The sequence below is a fragment of the Comamonas sp. genome (assembly GCF_036643215.1).
GTDB lineage: Bacteria > Pseudomonadota > Gammaproteobacteria > Burkholderiales > Burkholderiaceae_C > Comamonas.
The window spans coordinates 32,592-49,091 of the sequence record NZ_JAVXSJ010000017.1 but is presented as its reverse complement, the minus strand read 5'-3'; the positions used below and the strand labels follow the sequence as shown (position 1 = coordinate 49,091).

At 53.7% G+C, this 16,500-nt stretch carries 8 protein-coding genes and 1 pseudogene; 3 read left to right on the top strand and 6 right to left on the bottom strand.

Annotated elements, in window-relative coordinates; translation table 11 throughout:
- Positions 1-72: 72 nt before the first annotated feature.
- The 3 genes and pseudogenes from RSF91_RS12910 to RSF91_RS12900 all read left to right on the top strand — a co-directional run.
- The gene (locus tag RSF91_RS12910) at positions 73-1,488 is read left to right on the top strand and encodes an MBL fold metallo-hydrolase (RefSeq protein WP_332568801.1); all 1,416 of its coding nucleotides are present in this window, start codon (positions 73-75) and stop codon (positions 1,486-1,488) included.
- Positions 1,489-1,715: 227 nt separating this feature from the next.
- Entirely contained in the window at positions 1,716-2,177 is a 462-nt protein-coding gene (locus RSF91_RS12905) for a universal stress protein (RefSeq protein ID WP_332568800.1), read from the top strand.
- Positions 2,178-2,263: 86 nt separating this feature from the next.
- Positions 2,264-2,437: pseudogene (locus RSF91_RS12900) on the top strand (IS5/IS1182 family transposase); the annotation flags it as partial.
- A 109-nt stretch (positions 2,438-2,546) separates the two neighbouring features.
- Here RSF91_RS12900 and RSF91_RS12895 read toward each other — a convergent pair.
- The 6 genes from RSF91_RS12895 to RSF91_RS12870 all read right to left on the bottom strand — a co-directional run bounded on the left by RSF91_RS12895 (position 2,547) and on the right by RSF91_RS12870 (position 15,970).
- Positions 2,547-2,813, bottom strand: coding sequence for a hypothetical protein (locus RSF91_RS12895; protein ID WP_332568799.1), 267 nt, complete (start codon positions 2,811-2,813; stop codon positions 2,547-2,549).
- Positions 2,814-3,033: 220 nt separating this feature from the next.
- On the bottom strand, positions 3,034-4,398 hold the full coding sequence (locus tag RSF91_RS12890) for a TolC family outer membrane protein (protein ID WP_332568798.1): 1,365 nt from the start codon (positions 4,396-4,398) through the stop codon (positions 3,034-3,036).
- A gap of 1 nt (position 4,399) precedes the next feature.
- Positions 4,400-5,746, bottom strand: a complete 1,347-nt coding sequence (locus RSF91_RS12885) for an HlyD family type I secretion periplasmic adaptor subunit (RefSeq protein WP_332568797.1) — start codon at positions 5,744-5,746, stop codon at positions 4,400-4,402.
- 35 nt (positions 5,747-5,781) lie between these two features.
- Positions 5,782-7,596, bottom strand: a complete 1,815-nt coding sequence (locus RSF91_RS12880) for a type I secretion system permease/ATPase (RefSeq protein WP_332568796.1) — start codon at positions 7,594-7,596, stop codon at positions 5,782-5,784.
- 16 nt (positions 7,597-7,612) lie between these two features.
- Entirely contained in the window at positions 7,613-14,071 is a 6,459-nt protein-coding gene (locus tag RSF91_RS12875) for a peroxidase family protein (protein WP_332568795.1), read from the bottom strand.
- 681 nt (positions 14,072-14,752) lie between these two features.
- Positions 14,753-15,970, bottom strand: a complete 1,218-nt coding sequence (locus tag RSF91_RS12870) for a GGDEF domain-containing protein (protein ID WP_332568794.1) — start codon at positions 15,968-15,970, stop codon at positions 14,753-14,755.
- Positions 15,971-16,500: the final 530 nt, after the last annotated feature.

The following is a 16,500-nucleotide window of genomic DNA, read 5'->3' as shown; positions in this document are numbered from 1 at the left end:
TACAAGCTATGTGTCGCCTTTTGCCTTGTCTCTATCGCCATCAATTTTTGAAAATCTTTCCTGCTTTAACCTATGCAAATCACCTTTCATGGCGCGGCGCAGCAAGTGACAGGATCTTGTTTTCTCGTGGAGACCGAATGCTGTCGCTTCCTGGTGGATTGCGGCATGATTCAAGGTAGCCGCGTGGCACAAGAGCGCAACTTCAAGCCCTTTCCCTTCGATCCTCGGCGGATTGACTTCGTGCTACTAACACATGCTCACATAGACCACAGCGGTTTGTTGCCTCGACTGAGCTTGCAGGGTTTTGTTGGACCTATCTATACGACATCCGCCACCGTTGATCTTGTAGACGTTTTGCTAAAAGACAGTGCACACATCCAAGAGATGGAGTTTGAGCGCAACGAAAAGAGAGCTGTAAAGGGTAAGCACCGCGAGCATCGACGCGAAATCCATCCTCCGCTCTATACGCTGCGCGATGTAAGCCGCTGTATGAAGCAGCTAAGCGCTATCGACTACGACATTGAATTTTCCCCGCACGAATCTGTAAAGGTCTGCTTTCGCGATGCAGGACATATCTTGGGTTCAGCAATTGTTGAAATTTGGTTAACGGACTCATTGGGAAAAGCTTGCAAGCTTGTAGCCAGCGGCGATTTGGGTCAGCCAGGACGCGCTATCCTGCGTGACCCTTTCCTTATTGAAGAGGCTGATGTTCTGCTGATAGAGTCCACTTACGGCGATCGCATGCACAAAGACATACCTTCCACGCTCGATGAGCTGGTGGGAGTAGTCAACAGCACTGTATCCAAAGGGAATGTTGTTATTCCATCTTTTGCCGTTGGCCGCACTCAAGAAATACTGTATCACCTGCTACTTCTCGCCACGCAAGGACGGCTAAGGCCTTTAGATGTCTATATAGACTCCCCCATGGCTGTCGCTGCCACCGAAATTACCTTTAAGCATTTCGCACTTTTTGATGATGATGCGCGCCAGTTGTTTTCTCAAGCCAAGCATTTTGAGAAGCAGTTTCGGCTTCAATTTGTGAGTGATGTTGAGGACTCCATCGAGCTTCTTCGAATTAAGTCGGGTGCGGTAATCATCTCTGCTAGCGGAATGTGCGACGCCGGACGGGTAGTTCGCCATCTGCATGCAAATCTAGGACGGAGTGAATGCTCTGTAGTCATTGCAGGTTTTCAGGCAGAAGGGACGCTGGGTCGACGCTTAGTCGATGGTGAAAAGCACGTGCGCCTTCTGGGTGACGACATAGAAGTTCAGGCTTCCATACACACTCTTGGCGCGTTTTCTGCCCATGCTGATCAGAAAGCGCTACTCGACTGGACACATGCTTTTAAGCGCCCTCCCAGCAAGGTTTATGTGGTGCATGGAGAGCCTCCTGCTTCCCAGGCCCTGGCGACGCTTTTGCGCAAGCAGCAAGCTTGGGAGCAGTGTGAAGTTATTGTGCCGCAAGAAGGTCAAACATATAAATTTTGAAAAATATAGGTTCGCCACCTCCCACGTATGATTTTTCGTGAAAGCGAATCCTCTCGACTACAGACTTTAATTTATCGGTTGTGCGGCACTCTGCAAAAGAGCACCATGACCTGCTTATACCAAGAAGAAAAGTGATAGCAACTTTGGTTAAGTTCTCAAAAATCAGGGGCTTGGCATGCAGAAAATGCTATCGTTTTAGCATCCAATAGCTTTAAACAGGACGTTCCATGTATCAAAGAATTCTTGTTCCCATTGATGGGAGCGATACCTCTAAATTGGGATTAGAGGAGTCAATTCGACTGGCAAAGTCAACAGGGGGAAGACTGCGCTTGATTCATGTTATTGACGATCTCTCTCTTGCCCTTGCTATGGATGCTTATTCAGGTCACGCTGGAGACTGGTTAAATGTGCTGCGTGCAGATGGTGCTCGTATTCTTCAGGAAGCAGCAGATATCGCTCTTAAAGCCGGTGTCATGTTCGACACAAAATTAAAGGAGCAATTTAAGGGCACCGTATACGAGCTTGTTCTCGCCGAAGCGCAAGGGTGGCCAGCTGATTTGATCGTCCTTGGTACACACGGAAGACGCGGGTTAGGACGTGTCGTTCTAGGTAGTAGCGCGGAGAGTATTCTTCGAAACTCCCCCATTCCTGTTTTGTTAATTCGCTCTCCACAGAGAATGACTGCATAAAATCAGTTGAGATTGGCTGCGTGTAGTTCTGTTCGCCGAGGGCGTTGCTGCATAAATCAGTCCGTGCGATCCGATAGGCTCGCCGGATGAGTAAGACCCGCAATCCCAGGCCCCGCTATCGCACTACCAACTGGCCTAACTACAACGCCGCTTTGAAGTCACGGGGCTAGTTGACGACCTGGCTCGACAAGCGCATGCAATGGGTTGCCTCAGCCATCGGTAAACGCGGGCGCAGCCCGAGGTTCTCGGATGCGGCCATGGCCAGCCGCTGTTTAGGGGTGATTACCGGGACTTTAGTGTTCATGACCCAATCCTCTCAGGAGTTGAGCCTTCATGAAACCCGGTGTGATTCACTCAGTCTTGCTCACGCTATCGCTCTTGAATATCACCGGCGCGAATGACGACCAGCTCATGACCTTGATCATGCTTTGCTGTAGCCAGTCCATGGATTGCTTGCCAATGAGCTCTGTATGCCTCCAAATTTTGCCCCGCTCCAGCAAGGTCCTTGCCTCCCACCAAACGCTCAAGCGCGTCCCCACTGATAGCTGCTGCCCGAGCCTCCCCGTTGGCCTTGTACTCAAACACGACCCTGCGAGGGCTCATCGCATATGTTGCATCCGCATCCATTTGATCCATACAGGCCCCTCTAAACTAATAAAAAAAGTTATCCATAGTCAATAACTATGTAATATAGTATTTTCTGGAGAGAGCCATACTGACCTATCAAGAGCAGGAAAAGCTACGTACTGACTTTACATCACCGTATGTAAAGTGAAATCCCCATGCTGCAGTAGATAAAGCCCAGCTTCTGCCCGGGCTAGGGGGCAAGTCCACAGCCTAAAACTGTCGAGGCGTTTCAAGGCAAGTTCGCGCTAAAGTTGGAGGCCACAACGCGCAGATCAGACTCACTAAGGACCCCCGTCAACAACCTCAATCGCAAACCTGCCAACAATTGTTCATAACGAGCCTGGGTTAAGTCACGAACTGATTGGGCTAGCCGCTCTTGGGCATTCAAAATATCGACATTGGTGCGCTCGCCTCCAATAAAGCTACGCTGTGTGGCCTCAATCAGCGCATGACTGGTTGCAACAGCAGACTGTAGCGCTGCAATGCGCAGAACGCCATTTTTCTGCGCACTGTATTGGCGGTGCAGTTCGACTTCCAGCTCAGCAACTCTGGCATCCAAGGCTGCCTGAGCCTTCATATGCTGTGCTCCAGCCTGCCTTGCTTGCGCGGAAATAGATCCCCCAGCAAAAATTGGCACGTTCAATTGCACACCGACAGTGGTGGTTCGCGACGATTGCCTGTATGTAGACGTGGTATCAGATTCACTACTACCGATACTTAACAGTAGTGCTAAACGTGGGTAATGTCCCCCGTCGACACGCCGAACCTCTTGATGTGCTGCCTCCAATGTCTGTTTCAAACTCTCAACTTCTGGGTTGCTGTCAAATGCCTTGCTTCGCCAGTCGTCTAATGTCCCTGGCACCAGCGCGACAGCCCCCCCGGGCACAAGACGCTCTAGCTTGTTAACAGACTCTCCCAAAATTGCCTGCAGTGCACCACGAGCATGTAGAGCTCGGTCTTGCGCCACAATTAACTCCGCTCGAATCAGCTCCTGCTTGGATTGGGTTTCGAGCAAGTCGGTGCGAGTCCCTTCGCCTTGTGCCAAACGTTGTTCATTGGAACGCAGTAACTCAGTCACCGACTGAAGCTGAGCCTCCACAAGGCGTACCTCCTCGGTGGCCAACAATGCCTTCGAATAAGCCTCGAATACCCGCACCATCAGCTCTTGCTCACGGAGTCGAAACAGTGCTTCACTGGCCGCTGTACGAGCAACACCTTGCTCCTTGGCCGCCCATGCCTCACGGTCATACAAGGGCTGACGTAACTGCAAGCTAGAGGTACTACTGTTGTAACGTCCTCGGTTGTCAGTTCGGCCGCCTGCATCCGTCACCCGCGATTGATTTTGATTGTTGGACACAACCCCCGAGATTGTTGGCAACAATTTAGCGCGACCTATGGTCTGGTACTCAAGCCCCTCTTGCCGAACAGCCATTGCACCTCGAAAAACAGGATCGTTGGCGCGCGCCGCTTCATAGGCCTGAATAAGACCCATGTACTCCTTTCCCCAAGCAGAGGAGTTAACCATCACCAGCAGAACAACCACCAAGCTCTGCCAATATTTGCCAAATAAGCGTTTTGCAGGACTAGTTTGCACTTCACTCCTCCGTCAAAGACATCTTGAGGTTGTCTCGGATCGGGCGCATTAGGTAGTTTGCCAGCGTACGCTCACCTGTTTTAACGAATAACTCGACAGGCATACCTGGTCGAACAGGTAGCTTGTTAATTTCAATACGTCCTGCGTCAGTAACCTCTGCAAACATCCGAAAATAAGGCGTTCCCGTTTTCTGATCCACAAGCCGATCTGCGGACACTTGCACCACAGCCCCCGGTATGCGAGGCGTAGTGTTCTGGTTGAATGCTGAAAGAATCAGTTCAACCGGAAGCCCTATGTGTACGGAGTCGATGAGATGCACTGGAATCTGCCCCTCAACGATCAATGGCTCAGACAGTGGAACGACATCCATCATTCGAAATCCTGGTGCTACCACTCCCCCTTCGGTGAAGATATTGAGATCGGCAACCATCCCATCGACCGGCGATCGCACAACAGAATTTTCCAACTCATAATCCAAGCCTTCAAGCTGACTTTTCAAAGCGTCAGCCTCTTTCTGAATATCTGCCAATTGCGTACGGACCTCTTTCTGAAATTCCTGCTGGCGATGAATACGCCGCAATTTCAGCTCACTAGCCTGGCGCAGGCCGCGGGCGATATTGCCCCAATCCTCCGACATCGATGAGGAAAGCTGCACATGAGTACGCTCAAGCTCCAGCAACCTATTACGAGGCACGAAACCGCCTTGAGCTAGTTCACGCATTCCATCCAGCTGTGCTTGAAGCAAACGAAACTGCTCCTGTTTACCTTTGCGAGCCTCGGTTAAACCTGCCGTATGAGCCTCTATACCGGCAATACCCTCATTTAATGCGGATACTTCAGCCTGTAAAGCGGAGCGTCGTGAATAAAATAATTGCTGTTGCACCGAAATAGTGGATGCAACGCGTGGATCACTACGCGCAGCTTCTGTATCAGCAGAAAAAACCACAGATGACTTGGCATCAAGCTCCGCCAATAACCGAGCTTCAGCCGCTCGTGCAGTGTGATACTGCACACGGATAACAGACGCGTTGGCCCGCGCTTGTACGGCATTCAGTTGCACCAAGGGCTGCCCTGCTTTCACTGCATCACCCTCTTTGACGAAAATAGTCTGAACCGTACCTCCGGACTGATGCTGCACCGATTTTTTATTGCCGGCCACCGTGATTGTTCCGCTCATAGGAACGCCTTGATCCAACGGTGCCAATAGGGCCCACAGCAGCAAACCGCCGAAGCCCATCAATACAATCCACCATCCAAAGCGTGTATGACGCGTCGCATCAGCCTTCAGCAATGCATCATTAGGCAATTGTTGCTCCAGCTCGTGGACAGTCGGCAGATTGGTAGTCATGGTTGCCTCCTATTCGTTGTGGGGAGCGGCTCAAATCATGGTTGCAGTGGAAACGCCTCGCTCGGCGACAACTTTTTATCGAACATTGAACGTACTTGTAAGTTAGTGGTATCAGCGGACGGGGCAGTAGGCTGAACTGCCTTAGCAAGCTCCGCCAGTACCTGCGGTGTCGGTCCAAAAGCCTGCAAGCAACCTTGACGTAGCAGCAATAGGCGAGAGGTAACTGCCAAGACACTTGTGCGGTGCGAAACTACCACCACCGTACTGCCACGTTCCCGTAAGCGCTGAATGGCGGCGAGCAACGCATGCTCCCCGACATCGTCTAGATTGGAGTTGGGCTCATCCAGCACGATCAACGACGGAGTGTCATAAAGCGCCCGTGCTAATGCGATGCGTTGACGCTGCCCACCAGAAAGCCCTGCTCCGCCATCACCCAAGACCGTGTCGTACCCTTGAGGAAAACGCTGAATCATCTCGTGGACACCTGCTAACCGCGCTGCCTCAATGACCTTCTCAGAATCTATCGAGGCAAATCGTGCAATGTTTTCACTCACACTCCCTGCAAACAGCTCGATATCCTGCGGCAGGTAACCCACATACGGCCCCAGCTCAGCCTTGTTCCACTGATAAACATCTGTGCCGTCCAAGCGCACCTTGCCAGCACTGCAGCCCCAAACACCAACCAGCAGGCGTGCTAACGTTGACTTCCCTGATCCACTGGGCCCGATAACACCTAACACCTCACCAGCAGGCAACGCAAAACTTAAACTTTGCAGAACCGGAATGCTTGATCCCGGCGGTACGGCCGTCACGCTTTCGAATGCGATATGCCCCTTGGGTCTGGGCAACGACATGCACTCTTGGCGTGGAGGGTTGTTTTCAAGCAGATCTATCAAACGCTGATAAGCACTACGCGTCGCTGACCATCCCTTCCATACATTGATGAGTTGATCAACAGGGCTAAGCGCACGCCCCATGAGAATTGAGCCCACAATCATCATCCCTGGAGTGATGCGATTTTCCAGAGCCAGCAGTGCACCCAACCCCAGAATCAGCGATTGCAGCGAAATACGCGCGAACTTGCTTAACGCACTGATGGTACCCGCACGCTCACTTGCCTGACCTTGCAGTTGCAAGAAGCGACCATGTAACTTGAACCAGCGCCCCATGAGATTAGGCAGCATGCCCATGGCTTCAATGACTTCGGCGTTGCGTAAGTTGTTGGTGGCTAAGTTGCCGGCTGCCACCGACATCGCGTTGGCCTGCGCCAAAGGTTTTCGCGACACGATTTCGTTAGCCCATGCTAACAAGACAAGCACCAAGGTCCCTGCGACCGCAAATACCCCCAGCACCCAGTCAAACAGAAAGATAACTGCTAGGTAAACCGGGAACCATGGTGCATCGAAGAAGGCAAACAAGCCATTGCCAGTCACGAACTGACGGATGGTCGCCAGGTCATTGAGCGACTGGCCCGCGTTGCCGCCGGCCTGCTTGAGGTTCTGCTCAAAAGCAGCGGTATAAACTCTCTGGTTCAGTTTAAGGTCGAGCCGCGCACCCACCCGGATCAGTAAAAAGCTGCGCACCAACTCCAGTCCGTTCATCAGCAAATAAGTGCCGATGACCATGACCGTCAGCATTAGCAGCGTAGTTTGGTTTCGGCTACTCAGTACGCGGTCATAAACCTGCAGCATGTACAGCGAAGGCACCAACATGAGCAAGTTGACGATAGCGCTAAAGATACCAACGCTGCGAAATGCGGAGTGAAACTCACGCAGTGCGGTGCCGATCTCGTTGTCGGCCAGTTTCCATCTCGACCGACGGGAATCGGCCGAGGAGCGGGTGGGTGCCATAGGAGTTTTCTCGAGCTCAAGCCAACTGGAAGTCGGCGATCGTCACCGTAGTGTGGTCAGCAACACCGACCAACCGGATAGTGCCGCCATCCCCACCGTTGACCGTTACCAACGTGTCATTTCCGTCGTCGGCAATGGACACGCGACTGTTGAACGACGCTTGGTCGAAATCAAAAGCTGCAACGTTCAATCGGTCCTGCCCCCCCCCAGTTGCCGAGAAACCCATGATGGTGTCATTGCCGAAGTTGGGGCCGAACACAAAAATGTCGGCACCCAGTGATGCGTCCATGACGTCATCGCCCGCTCCGCCAGTCACCCGGTCGTTGCCAGCTCCTCCGTCAATGATGTCGTTGCCGGAACCGCCGTTGATCACGTCATTACCGAGGTCGCCGTACAAGATGTCATCGCCTGCACCTCCGTGAATTTGGTCAATACCGTCGCCTCCATAGATGGTGTCATTTCCGTCCCCACCCTCCAGCGTGTCATTGCCGGTGCCACCATCCAGACGGTCGTTGCCGGCACCGCCATAGAGTGCATCGTTGCCAGCCTCGCCCAGCAGTTCGTCATCACCCGTCTCTCCGTACAGCGTGTCGTTGCCCGTCCCCCCCATCAGTCGATCATTGCCAGCCCCACCGGACACTGTGTCGTTGCCAGCAGCAGCATTAACTGTGTCGTTACCTGCTCCAGCCGTAATGGAGTTATCTGAGCTGTTGCCTACCAAATTGGCATTAGTGCTTGCGGTATAGACCAAATTTTCGACGTTGTTCGCCAATTGATAGGCATTGGTGCCGCCATACCGCACCGTGTCGTTACCACCACCTGCCGCTTCTACGATCACGTCGGTTTCAGGATCGACGATATAGGTATCGTCGCCTGCACCTCCAACCAGTCGGTCTATTCCTGCCCCTCCATCAAGGATGTCGTTGCCCGCCCCTCCGGTGAGGGTGTTGGCCAGATCGTTGCCGGTGCCGATAAAGTTACCGGTACCGGTAAAAGTTAGGTGCTCCACATTAGCCCCCAAAACGTAAGCAGCAAGCGCCGTCTGCACGGTGTCGGTGCCCCCGTTAGCTCCCTCAATCACTACATCAGCAGTGCTGTCTACTACATAGATGTCGTTGCCGACGCCCCCCGTCATCGTGTCGTTTCCGGTACCGCCGTCCAACCGGTCATTGCCCGCACCACCCAGAAGCGTGTCGTTGCCAGAACCACCTTCCAGCGTATCGTTACCGGCACCACCGTCCAGCAGATCATTGCCTGCAAGCCCCTGCAATAAGTCGTTGCCGTTCAGACCGAAAATGCGATTTGCACGACCGTCTCCCACTAGGGTGTCGTTGCCATTGGTGCCGATCATGTCAGGTGCATGCGTCGAGATCTCGCCATCTGCGAATCGCAATACCTCGATATTGAAGAGACGATCAATGCCGTCGTCCTCCGGCAGACCCACATTCGGGTTCACATGCGCTACAGTCACCGAACCGTCACTGTGATAAGTGATCTCATACTCTGACTGGTTGCCACGGTAGACCGCAGTGTCAATAGACTGATCGTCGGGATCTCCGTCCAGAACCTCCCGCACGATGCTCAGTTGGCCAGGATTCAGCGTTCGGTCAAACATCAGGCTGTCCAGCGTTCTTCCGCCAAAGAGCAATGCACCGCCCGGGCTGTAGACTTTACTGCCTAAGTCATCGGACCAGCCAATTTCCTGGCCATTGGCATCGTGGATGCGAATGCGCACATTCAGCCAGCGGTCACCGTCAATGATGTCGTTGCCGCCTTTGCCCTGCAAGACGTCGCTCCCACCTCCGCCCAGCAGAATGTCTGCCGCCGTGTCATAGATGGTGCGAACGCTGCCATCTTCGTTGAACTGCACCGCGTTGCTGTCAAAAACAACCGCCGTGTGCGTCTGGCCATTGGCCGTAGTGAAGGTCACGCGGGCCAAGTGTGCCACTAGCTCTCCCAAGCCCGAAATGCGCGCGACGCCTGTCTCCAGCAACGCGTTGGCGTAGGATTCAAAGGGCGAGTTTAGATTGAACTGAGCCGCCGCGCCCGCAGCTTCGTCATAGGCGCCCACCACCACATCTCGTCCGGTAAGGATATCGCTGTGCTTCCAGCCCGACAGTCCTTCAACCAAGTCGAAGCGGTCGCGCAATATGTTCGCCTCCTGGTTCACAAAAATCGGGATGCCCAGGTCGGAGTTGGCACCTTGTGCCTCACCCTTGTGGATGGCCCAGTCGAAACCTGACATGCCGTTGTTGCGTTGAATACCCATGCCCTGAAACATGATGTCATCGCCGGACTCGCCGTCGTAGTCGGTGTCATTACCGCGCCCATTGAGCACATCATGGCCGATGATCGGGCTATTGAAGAACAGCTCTGAGTTTTCGCCAGCCAAGGTATCAAAGCTATCGCCCCCCTCAAGCCAGTCATCGCCTTCGTTACCAGCAATGAAGCTTGGTCCGTCAGGGCCACGCACAAAATCATTGTCTTCACCAGCAGTGATGGTCTTGGCATCCACTCCGCCAAAGATAAAGTCCTGACCACTTCCACCAAAGATCAGATCTAGGCCATTGCCTCCATTGATAACGTCGTTACCGGCATCACCGTGAATCACGTCGGCCGCCCCTGAATCAGTGCCCGAGTCAGTAATGACGTCATCTCCATCACCACCGAACAGGTGATCTACACCAAAGCCGCCCTCAATACGGTCGTTACCTCCATCACCCCAGATCGTGTCGTCACCCTCTCCCCCGATGAGGGTGTTGTCGTGGTCATCACCACCAATTACCACATGATCGCCACCGGAGTAGTGGAGATAGTCGTCGACGCCATCACCATCGGTGTCTCGGCGGATAACCATTGGACTGATAGCAGCGAGGATCGGATCAGTGTGGTTGGGGTCAGCGACCTTCTGGCGTGCTTGGTTCAGTTCCAGAATATAGTCAGGGGTCAGGAACAACGAGCTGGGCAGGTGTGTAGCACCAGGTTGGCCCAAGTCGGTATTGCGCATCACCAACTCGGCAAAAGAGTCCGCCTCCAGTTGGTTGAGCAGGTTCATGCCTTGGGTGCGGCTCAGGTAGTAGAAGCGGTCACCTTCCTGCAACTTCTCCATCTGCACTTCGAAGACAAAGTTGAAGGTGGTGCCCAGCAAGCCTTGGAAGGCCACTTTTTTCTCGGCCAAACCACCGATCCAGAAGTCGACGCTGTTAAGCCCACCAAGCGTTCCTCCTGCCCACTCTCCCGTTGCGTTGAGGAAGGCCAAGCGGTCAGCTGGCGCACCCTCACCTCCCATGACGAGCAGAGTGGCTGCATCGCGCTTTGCCTCGAGTCCCACGGCATTTGTCAAGCTGCTATGGGTGCCGTAGGCAGCCACGAAATTGATAATGGATGCCGGATTCTTGATGGCCAGAGCGAACTCGTACCAGTTGGCGTAGGGTTTAAGCGTAGTGTCGTTAGTCTGCTCGTAAAACTGCCTACGCGCCTCGTTAAGCGAGGGAACACCAGTATCGCGACCGCGGGCAATATTGAGCGCTCCTAGGTCCAGCGGCAGGCCGATCAGATTGTTGCGCAGCGCGCCGGTCAGGAACTCATCGATCTCGTTACCCACCTGTCGCGTCATACCACGCAGAATGGCACCGGCTGCTTCGTCGGCAGTAGTGCCACTGCCCGCAAAAGCCACCGGGTTCAGAAAAGCTTCGATCAGGCCGATGTTGCCCTCCGTCTGCCCATCGGCAGCCAAACGGTCCACCGACTCGGTCAACATTGAGTGGCCGAATCGATAAACCACATGTGCGAACTCCGCCATGATGGCCGGATTGATATCCACCGTGTTGGAAAACAAGAAGGGATCAATGTCTGGCGACACCAAGCGTGCGAACTCCTCGAACACCAAATGTTGATAAACCATTTCAGTGCTGAAGCGGCTGGCCTGGAACAAGCGCTCTCCGTTCCACAACAAGCTGGAAGTGTCCGCTGGCAAAGTGTTGCCTTCAATAGGCACTAGTAGCCACGAATTGATGACCGCCACATCGCCGCCGGCGAGCAACTCTGCCTTGATCTGGTCCACGCGGTTGTTGTGTTCACTGTGGAACACATGGTGCACAGCCGTCAGCCCGATGTTCTCATTGCCGCGCCCGTCACCGACAACGTAGTGTTTATCCAGCAGTTCGTTATCGTAAGTAACGGCCTGTCCGAATATGTTGAGCGGGATACTATTGCCAGTTTCGGTGTCGATATCTGCGGCCTTCACGACTTCCGCAGTGCTTGGATTTCGGTCATGGTCGACAGTCCCCGGCGCAGCGTTGTGCGCAATATCGTTGAGGAAAGCACGGCCGGCGCCGTAGGCGCTCGACGCCAACACCGGGGTTTGGGCAGTGCCACTGACTACCCCGGTGGGCGTGACCAGTTGCGCATAGCCATCTGCACCCGGAATGAAGTTACCGTAGAGATCGGAAGCAACGAGAGGAACACGTAGCACGTCCATGTCGGTCAGCTCGATACCCAGCATCTCGCGCGCCTGAGCCTTGATGTTTGCCCAGGTGGGAGGGCCGCCGTTCAAGCCTTCCAGCATGTGGCCAGTGGCCACCGTCTTCATCACGCCATCCACGTTCACACGCACGTACTCGCGCAGAAACACCTGGTGCGACTCGTGCGAGGTGTAGACCTGGTTCAAATCGATAAAGGGTGTGGTTTCGTTGACATGCTCGCGCACATCGTCAGCGGTGCCCAAAATGCCATCGGCGCCTGGAGCGTTTGTTGCACGGGTCAAAACCATAAAATTGGTTGGACTCCCCTCAACATACAGCGGATCATCGGGTTGCAGCGGGATATAAACCGTACCGCTGCCGCCCTTGGTAATCAGGTCCAGACCATGGTCAAAGAACTGACCGAACAGGGTAAGAAAGCTATTAAAGGGAGCGGTGTCACCCAGGTCAGGCATGACATTAGGCACAAACAGGGTGGAATCATTGACATCGAAGTCCAGCCCCATCTGTTCAGGCAGTGCCTCGAAGGTGGCAGCCGTGCTGTCCGCCAAGGCCTGGGCCGCAGCCAAATCCTCGCTGCTCACAGCAGCAGCAGCCTGAGCTGCCTGGAGGTCGCTGAGCGCGTCAGCAGCTACAGCTTCCGACGCATCTGCCACTGCATCCAGATTGGCAGCTTGCTGCTGTGCCAATGCGGCATCGGTGTTGACCTGCTCCAGTGTGGTCTGAGCTGTATCGACTGCTTCTTGAGCAGAAATCACTTGAGCTTCAGCGACCGCCTCTGCAGTGGCGGCAGCAATTACCGCATTCATAGCCGTGGCTGTAACGCTCTGCGCGTTTTGCAAATTCGACAATGCTACCGAAGTCTCTGCTGCTGCCTGGCTGTAGACAGCCTGGGCATTGACTTGCAGCGAGGTCACCAGATTTTTTGCAGCTTCGAGTTGAGCAATTAATGCCTGCTGTGCGCTGACGTCTGCAGGCGAAGCTCCTGTCTCAATCAAATTGTTCAAGATTGCCTGTGCAGCGGTCAACGCTTCGGCAGAAGTCGTCAGCAAAGTGTTCGTGACATTCAGGTTGGCCTGAGCCGAGTTACTGGAGCTCAGCTTGGCGTCATACACCCCCTGTGCAACAGCCTGCGCGGCTTGGGCAGTTCCAAGCTGTGCTGCAGCAGCGCTTGTAGCAGCATCGGCAGCCACTTCGGCCGCAATCGCATCGGTAAGATTCTGTTGTGCCGTGGTCAGGTCCGTTTCCGCTTCGTCGTTGAGTGCATCCGCTGCGGATTGAGCATTCGTGGCGGCGGCTCGGTCGGCGCTAGCCTGCGACACAGCCGTGTCGTAGGCGGCCTGCAATGCAGCCTGATCGGTATTGGTACCAGTTGCATTCTGCAAGGTCTGCAGTGCAGTGGCAGCATCCTGTGCGGCCTGTCGGACGGCCGTGTAGGTAGCGGCATCGGCATAGGGGTCGGATGAGCCTAAGGCCGTGAAAGCGGCAACCAGCACCGCTGGATTGTTGGCTGACTGGTCGGAGATGAGGTTGCTGATGGTGCGTGGCTGCGAGTCGTAAACGCTACCCGAAGTTTGCGCATAAGAAGTTTGCTGACCAGTGCGAGGGTTGAGCTCGGCGTCTTGGAAACTCGGTGTCAGTAAGCGTGGCATGAATTGGTCGGCCGAACCATAGTTGGTATGAACTAGGTTGTTGTATTGACCACTAACCGTACGCAAGCCCAGCGGGACGAGATTGTTGAGCGGGTTGCCCATTAAATCGGTTTGCTCTTGGTATCCCGACAGCACATGCCTCTCTGCAACTTGAATGCTGGTCAGAATCCGCGAAATATCGTCAAGATTGAGGTGAAAGGACATGTTGCACTCCTGAATATTTAGGTCATTCCAAAGCCGCCGAACGTGTGAGTGAAGCCAATCTATGTATTTATTGATCACCCGGATTTCATTGTTGAAATCAATGTTACGTTCAGCTATACATAGGAACCCTAAATCCACGCGCTATGTCCTGAACATGACGATATGCCGCTGCCGCATAGATAAGGCAGGCAGAATTTCCCCTTAACCAAGGTTGTCGAAAAAATCTGCACTTAACGCCAAATAGCCGTCGAGTAACGCTGTATGCCCTGCCCTGCCCTGCCCTTCTATCGATCCTTTAATTTGAATCAGCTGAAGACGGTGGCCAAAGCGTGAGTTTTATTGGCTGTTTGACTGGGTAAGGCGTTGCCCTCAGCAGGCATTCAGTACTGCCTAACAATCAAAGCCTGTTGGCCTGGTCTTGCGACAGGCCAACAGCTTTGTGTAATTTCTGTCGAGTGTGCCTAGCCTAAGATGCTCTCCAGCTGAAATAAGCAAAACAGCGAAGTGAGGGCTTCAAGCATTTCTCGGGTTGCTGCTCATTGCGCTCGCGAAGCACAGCTTTGACCCATTTGTAGAGGCTTTGCTACGGACTGCGACCTCAGCCACCGAATAACTGCGCTCGGTTACTTGTTAGACGGCTTCTTCTTTGAATTCCGGCGTAAATCTCTGTGCGCTCATGGACTGCCTCCTACTCTCAAAAGATAGACATGGCCTGTCTACCTGACTAGAGGGCAGTGCAGTCCCTGTATTACCACAACGCCAATAGGCAGCGCTTCAGGGTCAAAGAGGCTTGTAGCTGTTGTTATCGCGGCTGAGTGATCATGTTGCCGAGGCTAGCGCCTCATCTGCAGGCAGGGTGTACTCAAAACAAATGTCTGGGTAGAAACGGCCTTCGACATGTACGCGATCACGACCGGCATTCTTGGCGCTGTACAGCAGTTCGTCGGCCTGCTTTAACGCACCGTCCAGCTGGCTTGCATTGGCGATGGACGTGATTCCAAAGCTCAGCGTCAAGGCAGCCCCTTGCGTAAGAACTTGTTTGTCATTGCTGATCTCCTGGCGAATGCGTTGCGCAACTTGCTCGGCGCCTTGCAAATCCAGGCGCGTCAAGAGAATCACGAACTCTTCACCGCCGAAGCGGGCAACCAGGTCCTGGCTGCGCACATTGCGTTTGAGGATGCTCGAGACGAGTTGCAGCACTTCATCTCCCCGGTCATGCCCCCATTTATCGTTGATGCGTTTGAAGTGATCGATATCGCCCGCCAGAATCGCCATGGGGTACAGGCGCTGATCAGCCAGCCGCTTCTGTGCAGCTTCATGAAAAGCTCGTCGGTTCAGAATCTGGGTCAGCGCGTCCATGTCGCGTTCCGTGCGCAGCTGAGTGACCGTCTCCCTGATGGTGTCTGCACAGATCAGCACCGTGAAGAGCAATCCGAAGAACAGAATGCTCATCAGCGTCGTCAGCCAGTAAGTCGAATTGGCCTGCATGGCATCGCTGAGGCCGTTTTGTCCAAAAAACGCAACCAGGGTGGGGCGCAGCATGGTGAAGACTGCATAAGCCACGTAGGAGTACAGCAAAGACCGATCCAGCCAGTCCTTGGAGAGACCTTTTTTCAGGGCTGCCGGGACTGGCAGCAGGAGAACCAAAGCCACGCCGATGCTGAATGCATGAATGCGTCTGATGGTGTTTTGCTCAAACAGGGCGAAGTAGTAAAGCGACGCCAGCGTTGTTGCACACAAGACAAGAGCCACCAAGGGATGCGTTACTACCTGTCGGCGCTCTGAAAAGCTCTTGGACATGCACCACGCACCAGCCAGAAACAATAGATTGACGAGCACCACATAGTGATAGAGAACCTCAAGCTTCAACACGCTGCGAATGCTGATGGACGCTGCAGTCAGCAGGTAAGCGGAGCAAAGCCAAAGCAAGAAGCGCTGCCGAAGCTGAGTTATCCAGCACACGCCCAGCAGACCGGCCAGGAAAAGCAGGGACAGCGATGGCATCAGCACATAGATGTACTCATTGCTCGTATGCATACATGCAGACCTTCTGCTAGTGATAACCAACAGACAGACCAGACTGGCCATATCTCAAGTCGAATCTAAATGCCAAGGCGTTCGGTAATGTGTCACTTACTAACCTACTTGCTTAGAAAGTAACAAATTCTTGCGACTCCTGACAGATTGCTCTGTGCTTCTTGGCGATGAAATAACTAAAAGTGACATTCTCTGACAGTGTTCACCCGCATTGCGAGCGGAGCCCCTTATTTCGATGTCGAAAAAATTAACCTGAATCATGACTTTAGGCGTTCAGGGTTAGGATTTCCACGCAAGACTGCCCCGCAGGATCTTGCATGCAACCATCGGCCAAGCTATGCGGCTTTTTATTTTCCACCGCGTTGTTGCATAAACATACTCCAAAGCCAAAGATTGGCTAGGGATGTCTACCTGCCTAGGGGCATTCCGCACAGAGGTAGTTCCAGTTTTTTGAACAAATAGCTAAGCGTGATCTTTCTGTAAAAATGGCCCACCTCAAGGCCGAACGTGGAAAGATTGATGACTATCAA

What these genes read in the sequence shown, in the direction of transcription:
- RSF91_RS12880 (WP_332568796.1), bottom strand. Translation starts at nt 7,596, where the DNA reads ATGGCACCCACCCGCTCCTCGGCCGATTCCCGTCGGTCGAGATGGAAA.
- RSF91_RS12910 (WP_332568801.1), top strand. Translation starts at nt 73, where the DNA reads ATGCAAATCACCTTTCATGGCGCGGCGCAGCAAGTGACAGGATCTTGT.
- RSF91_RS12905 (WP_332568800.1), top strand. Translation starts at nt 1,716, where the DNA reads ATGTATCAAAGAATTCTTGTTCCCATTGATGGGAGCGATACCTCTAAA.
- RSF91_RS12895 (WP_332568799.1), bottom strand. Translation starts at nt 2,813, where the DNA reads ATGGATCAAATGGATGCGGATGCAACATATGCGATGAGCCCTCGCAGG.
- RSF91_RS12885 (WP_332568797.1), bottom strand. Translation starts at nt 5,746, where the DNA reads ATGACTACCAATCTGCCGACTGTCCACGAGCTGGAGCAACAATTGCCT.
- RSF91_RS12870 (WP_332568794.1), bottom strand. Translation starts at nt 15,970, where the DNA reads ATGCATACGAGCAATGAGTACATCTATGTGCTGATGCCATCGCTGTCC.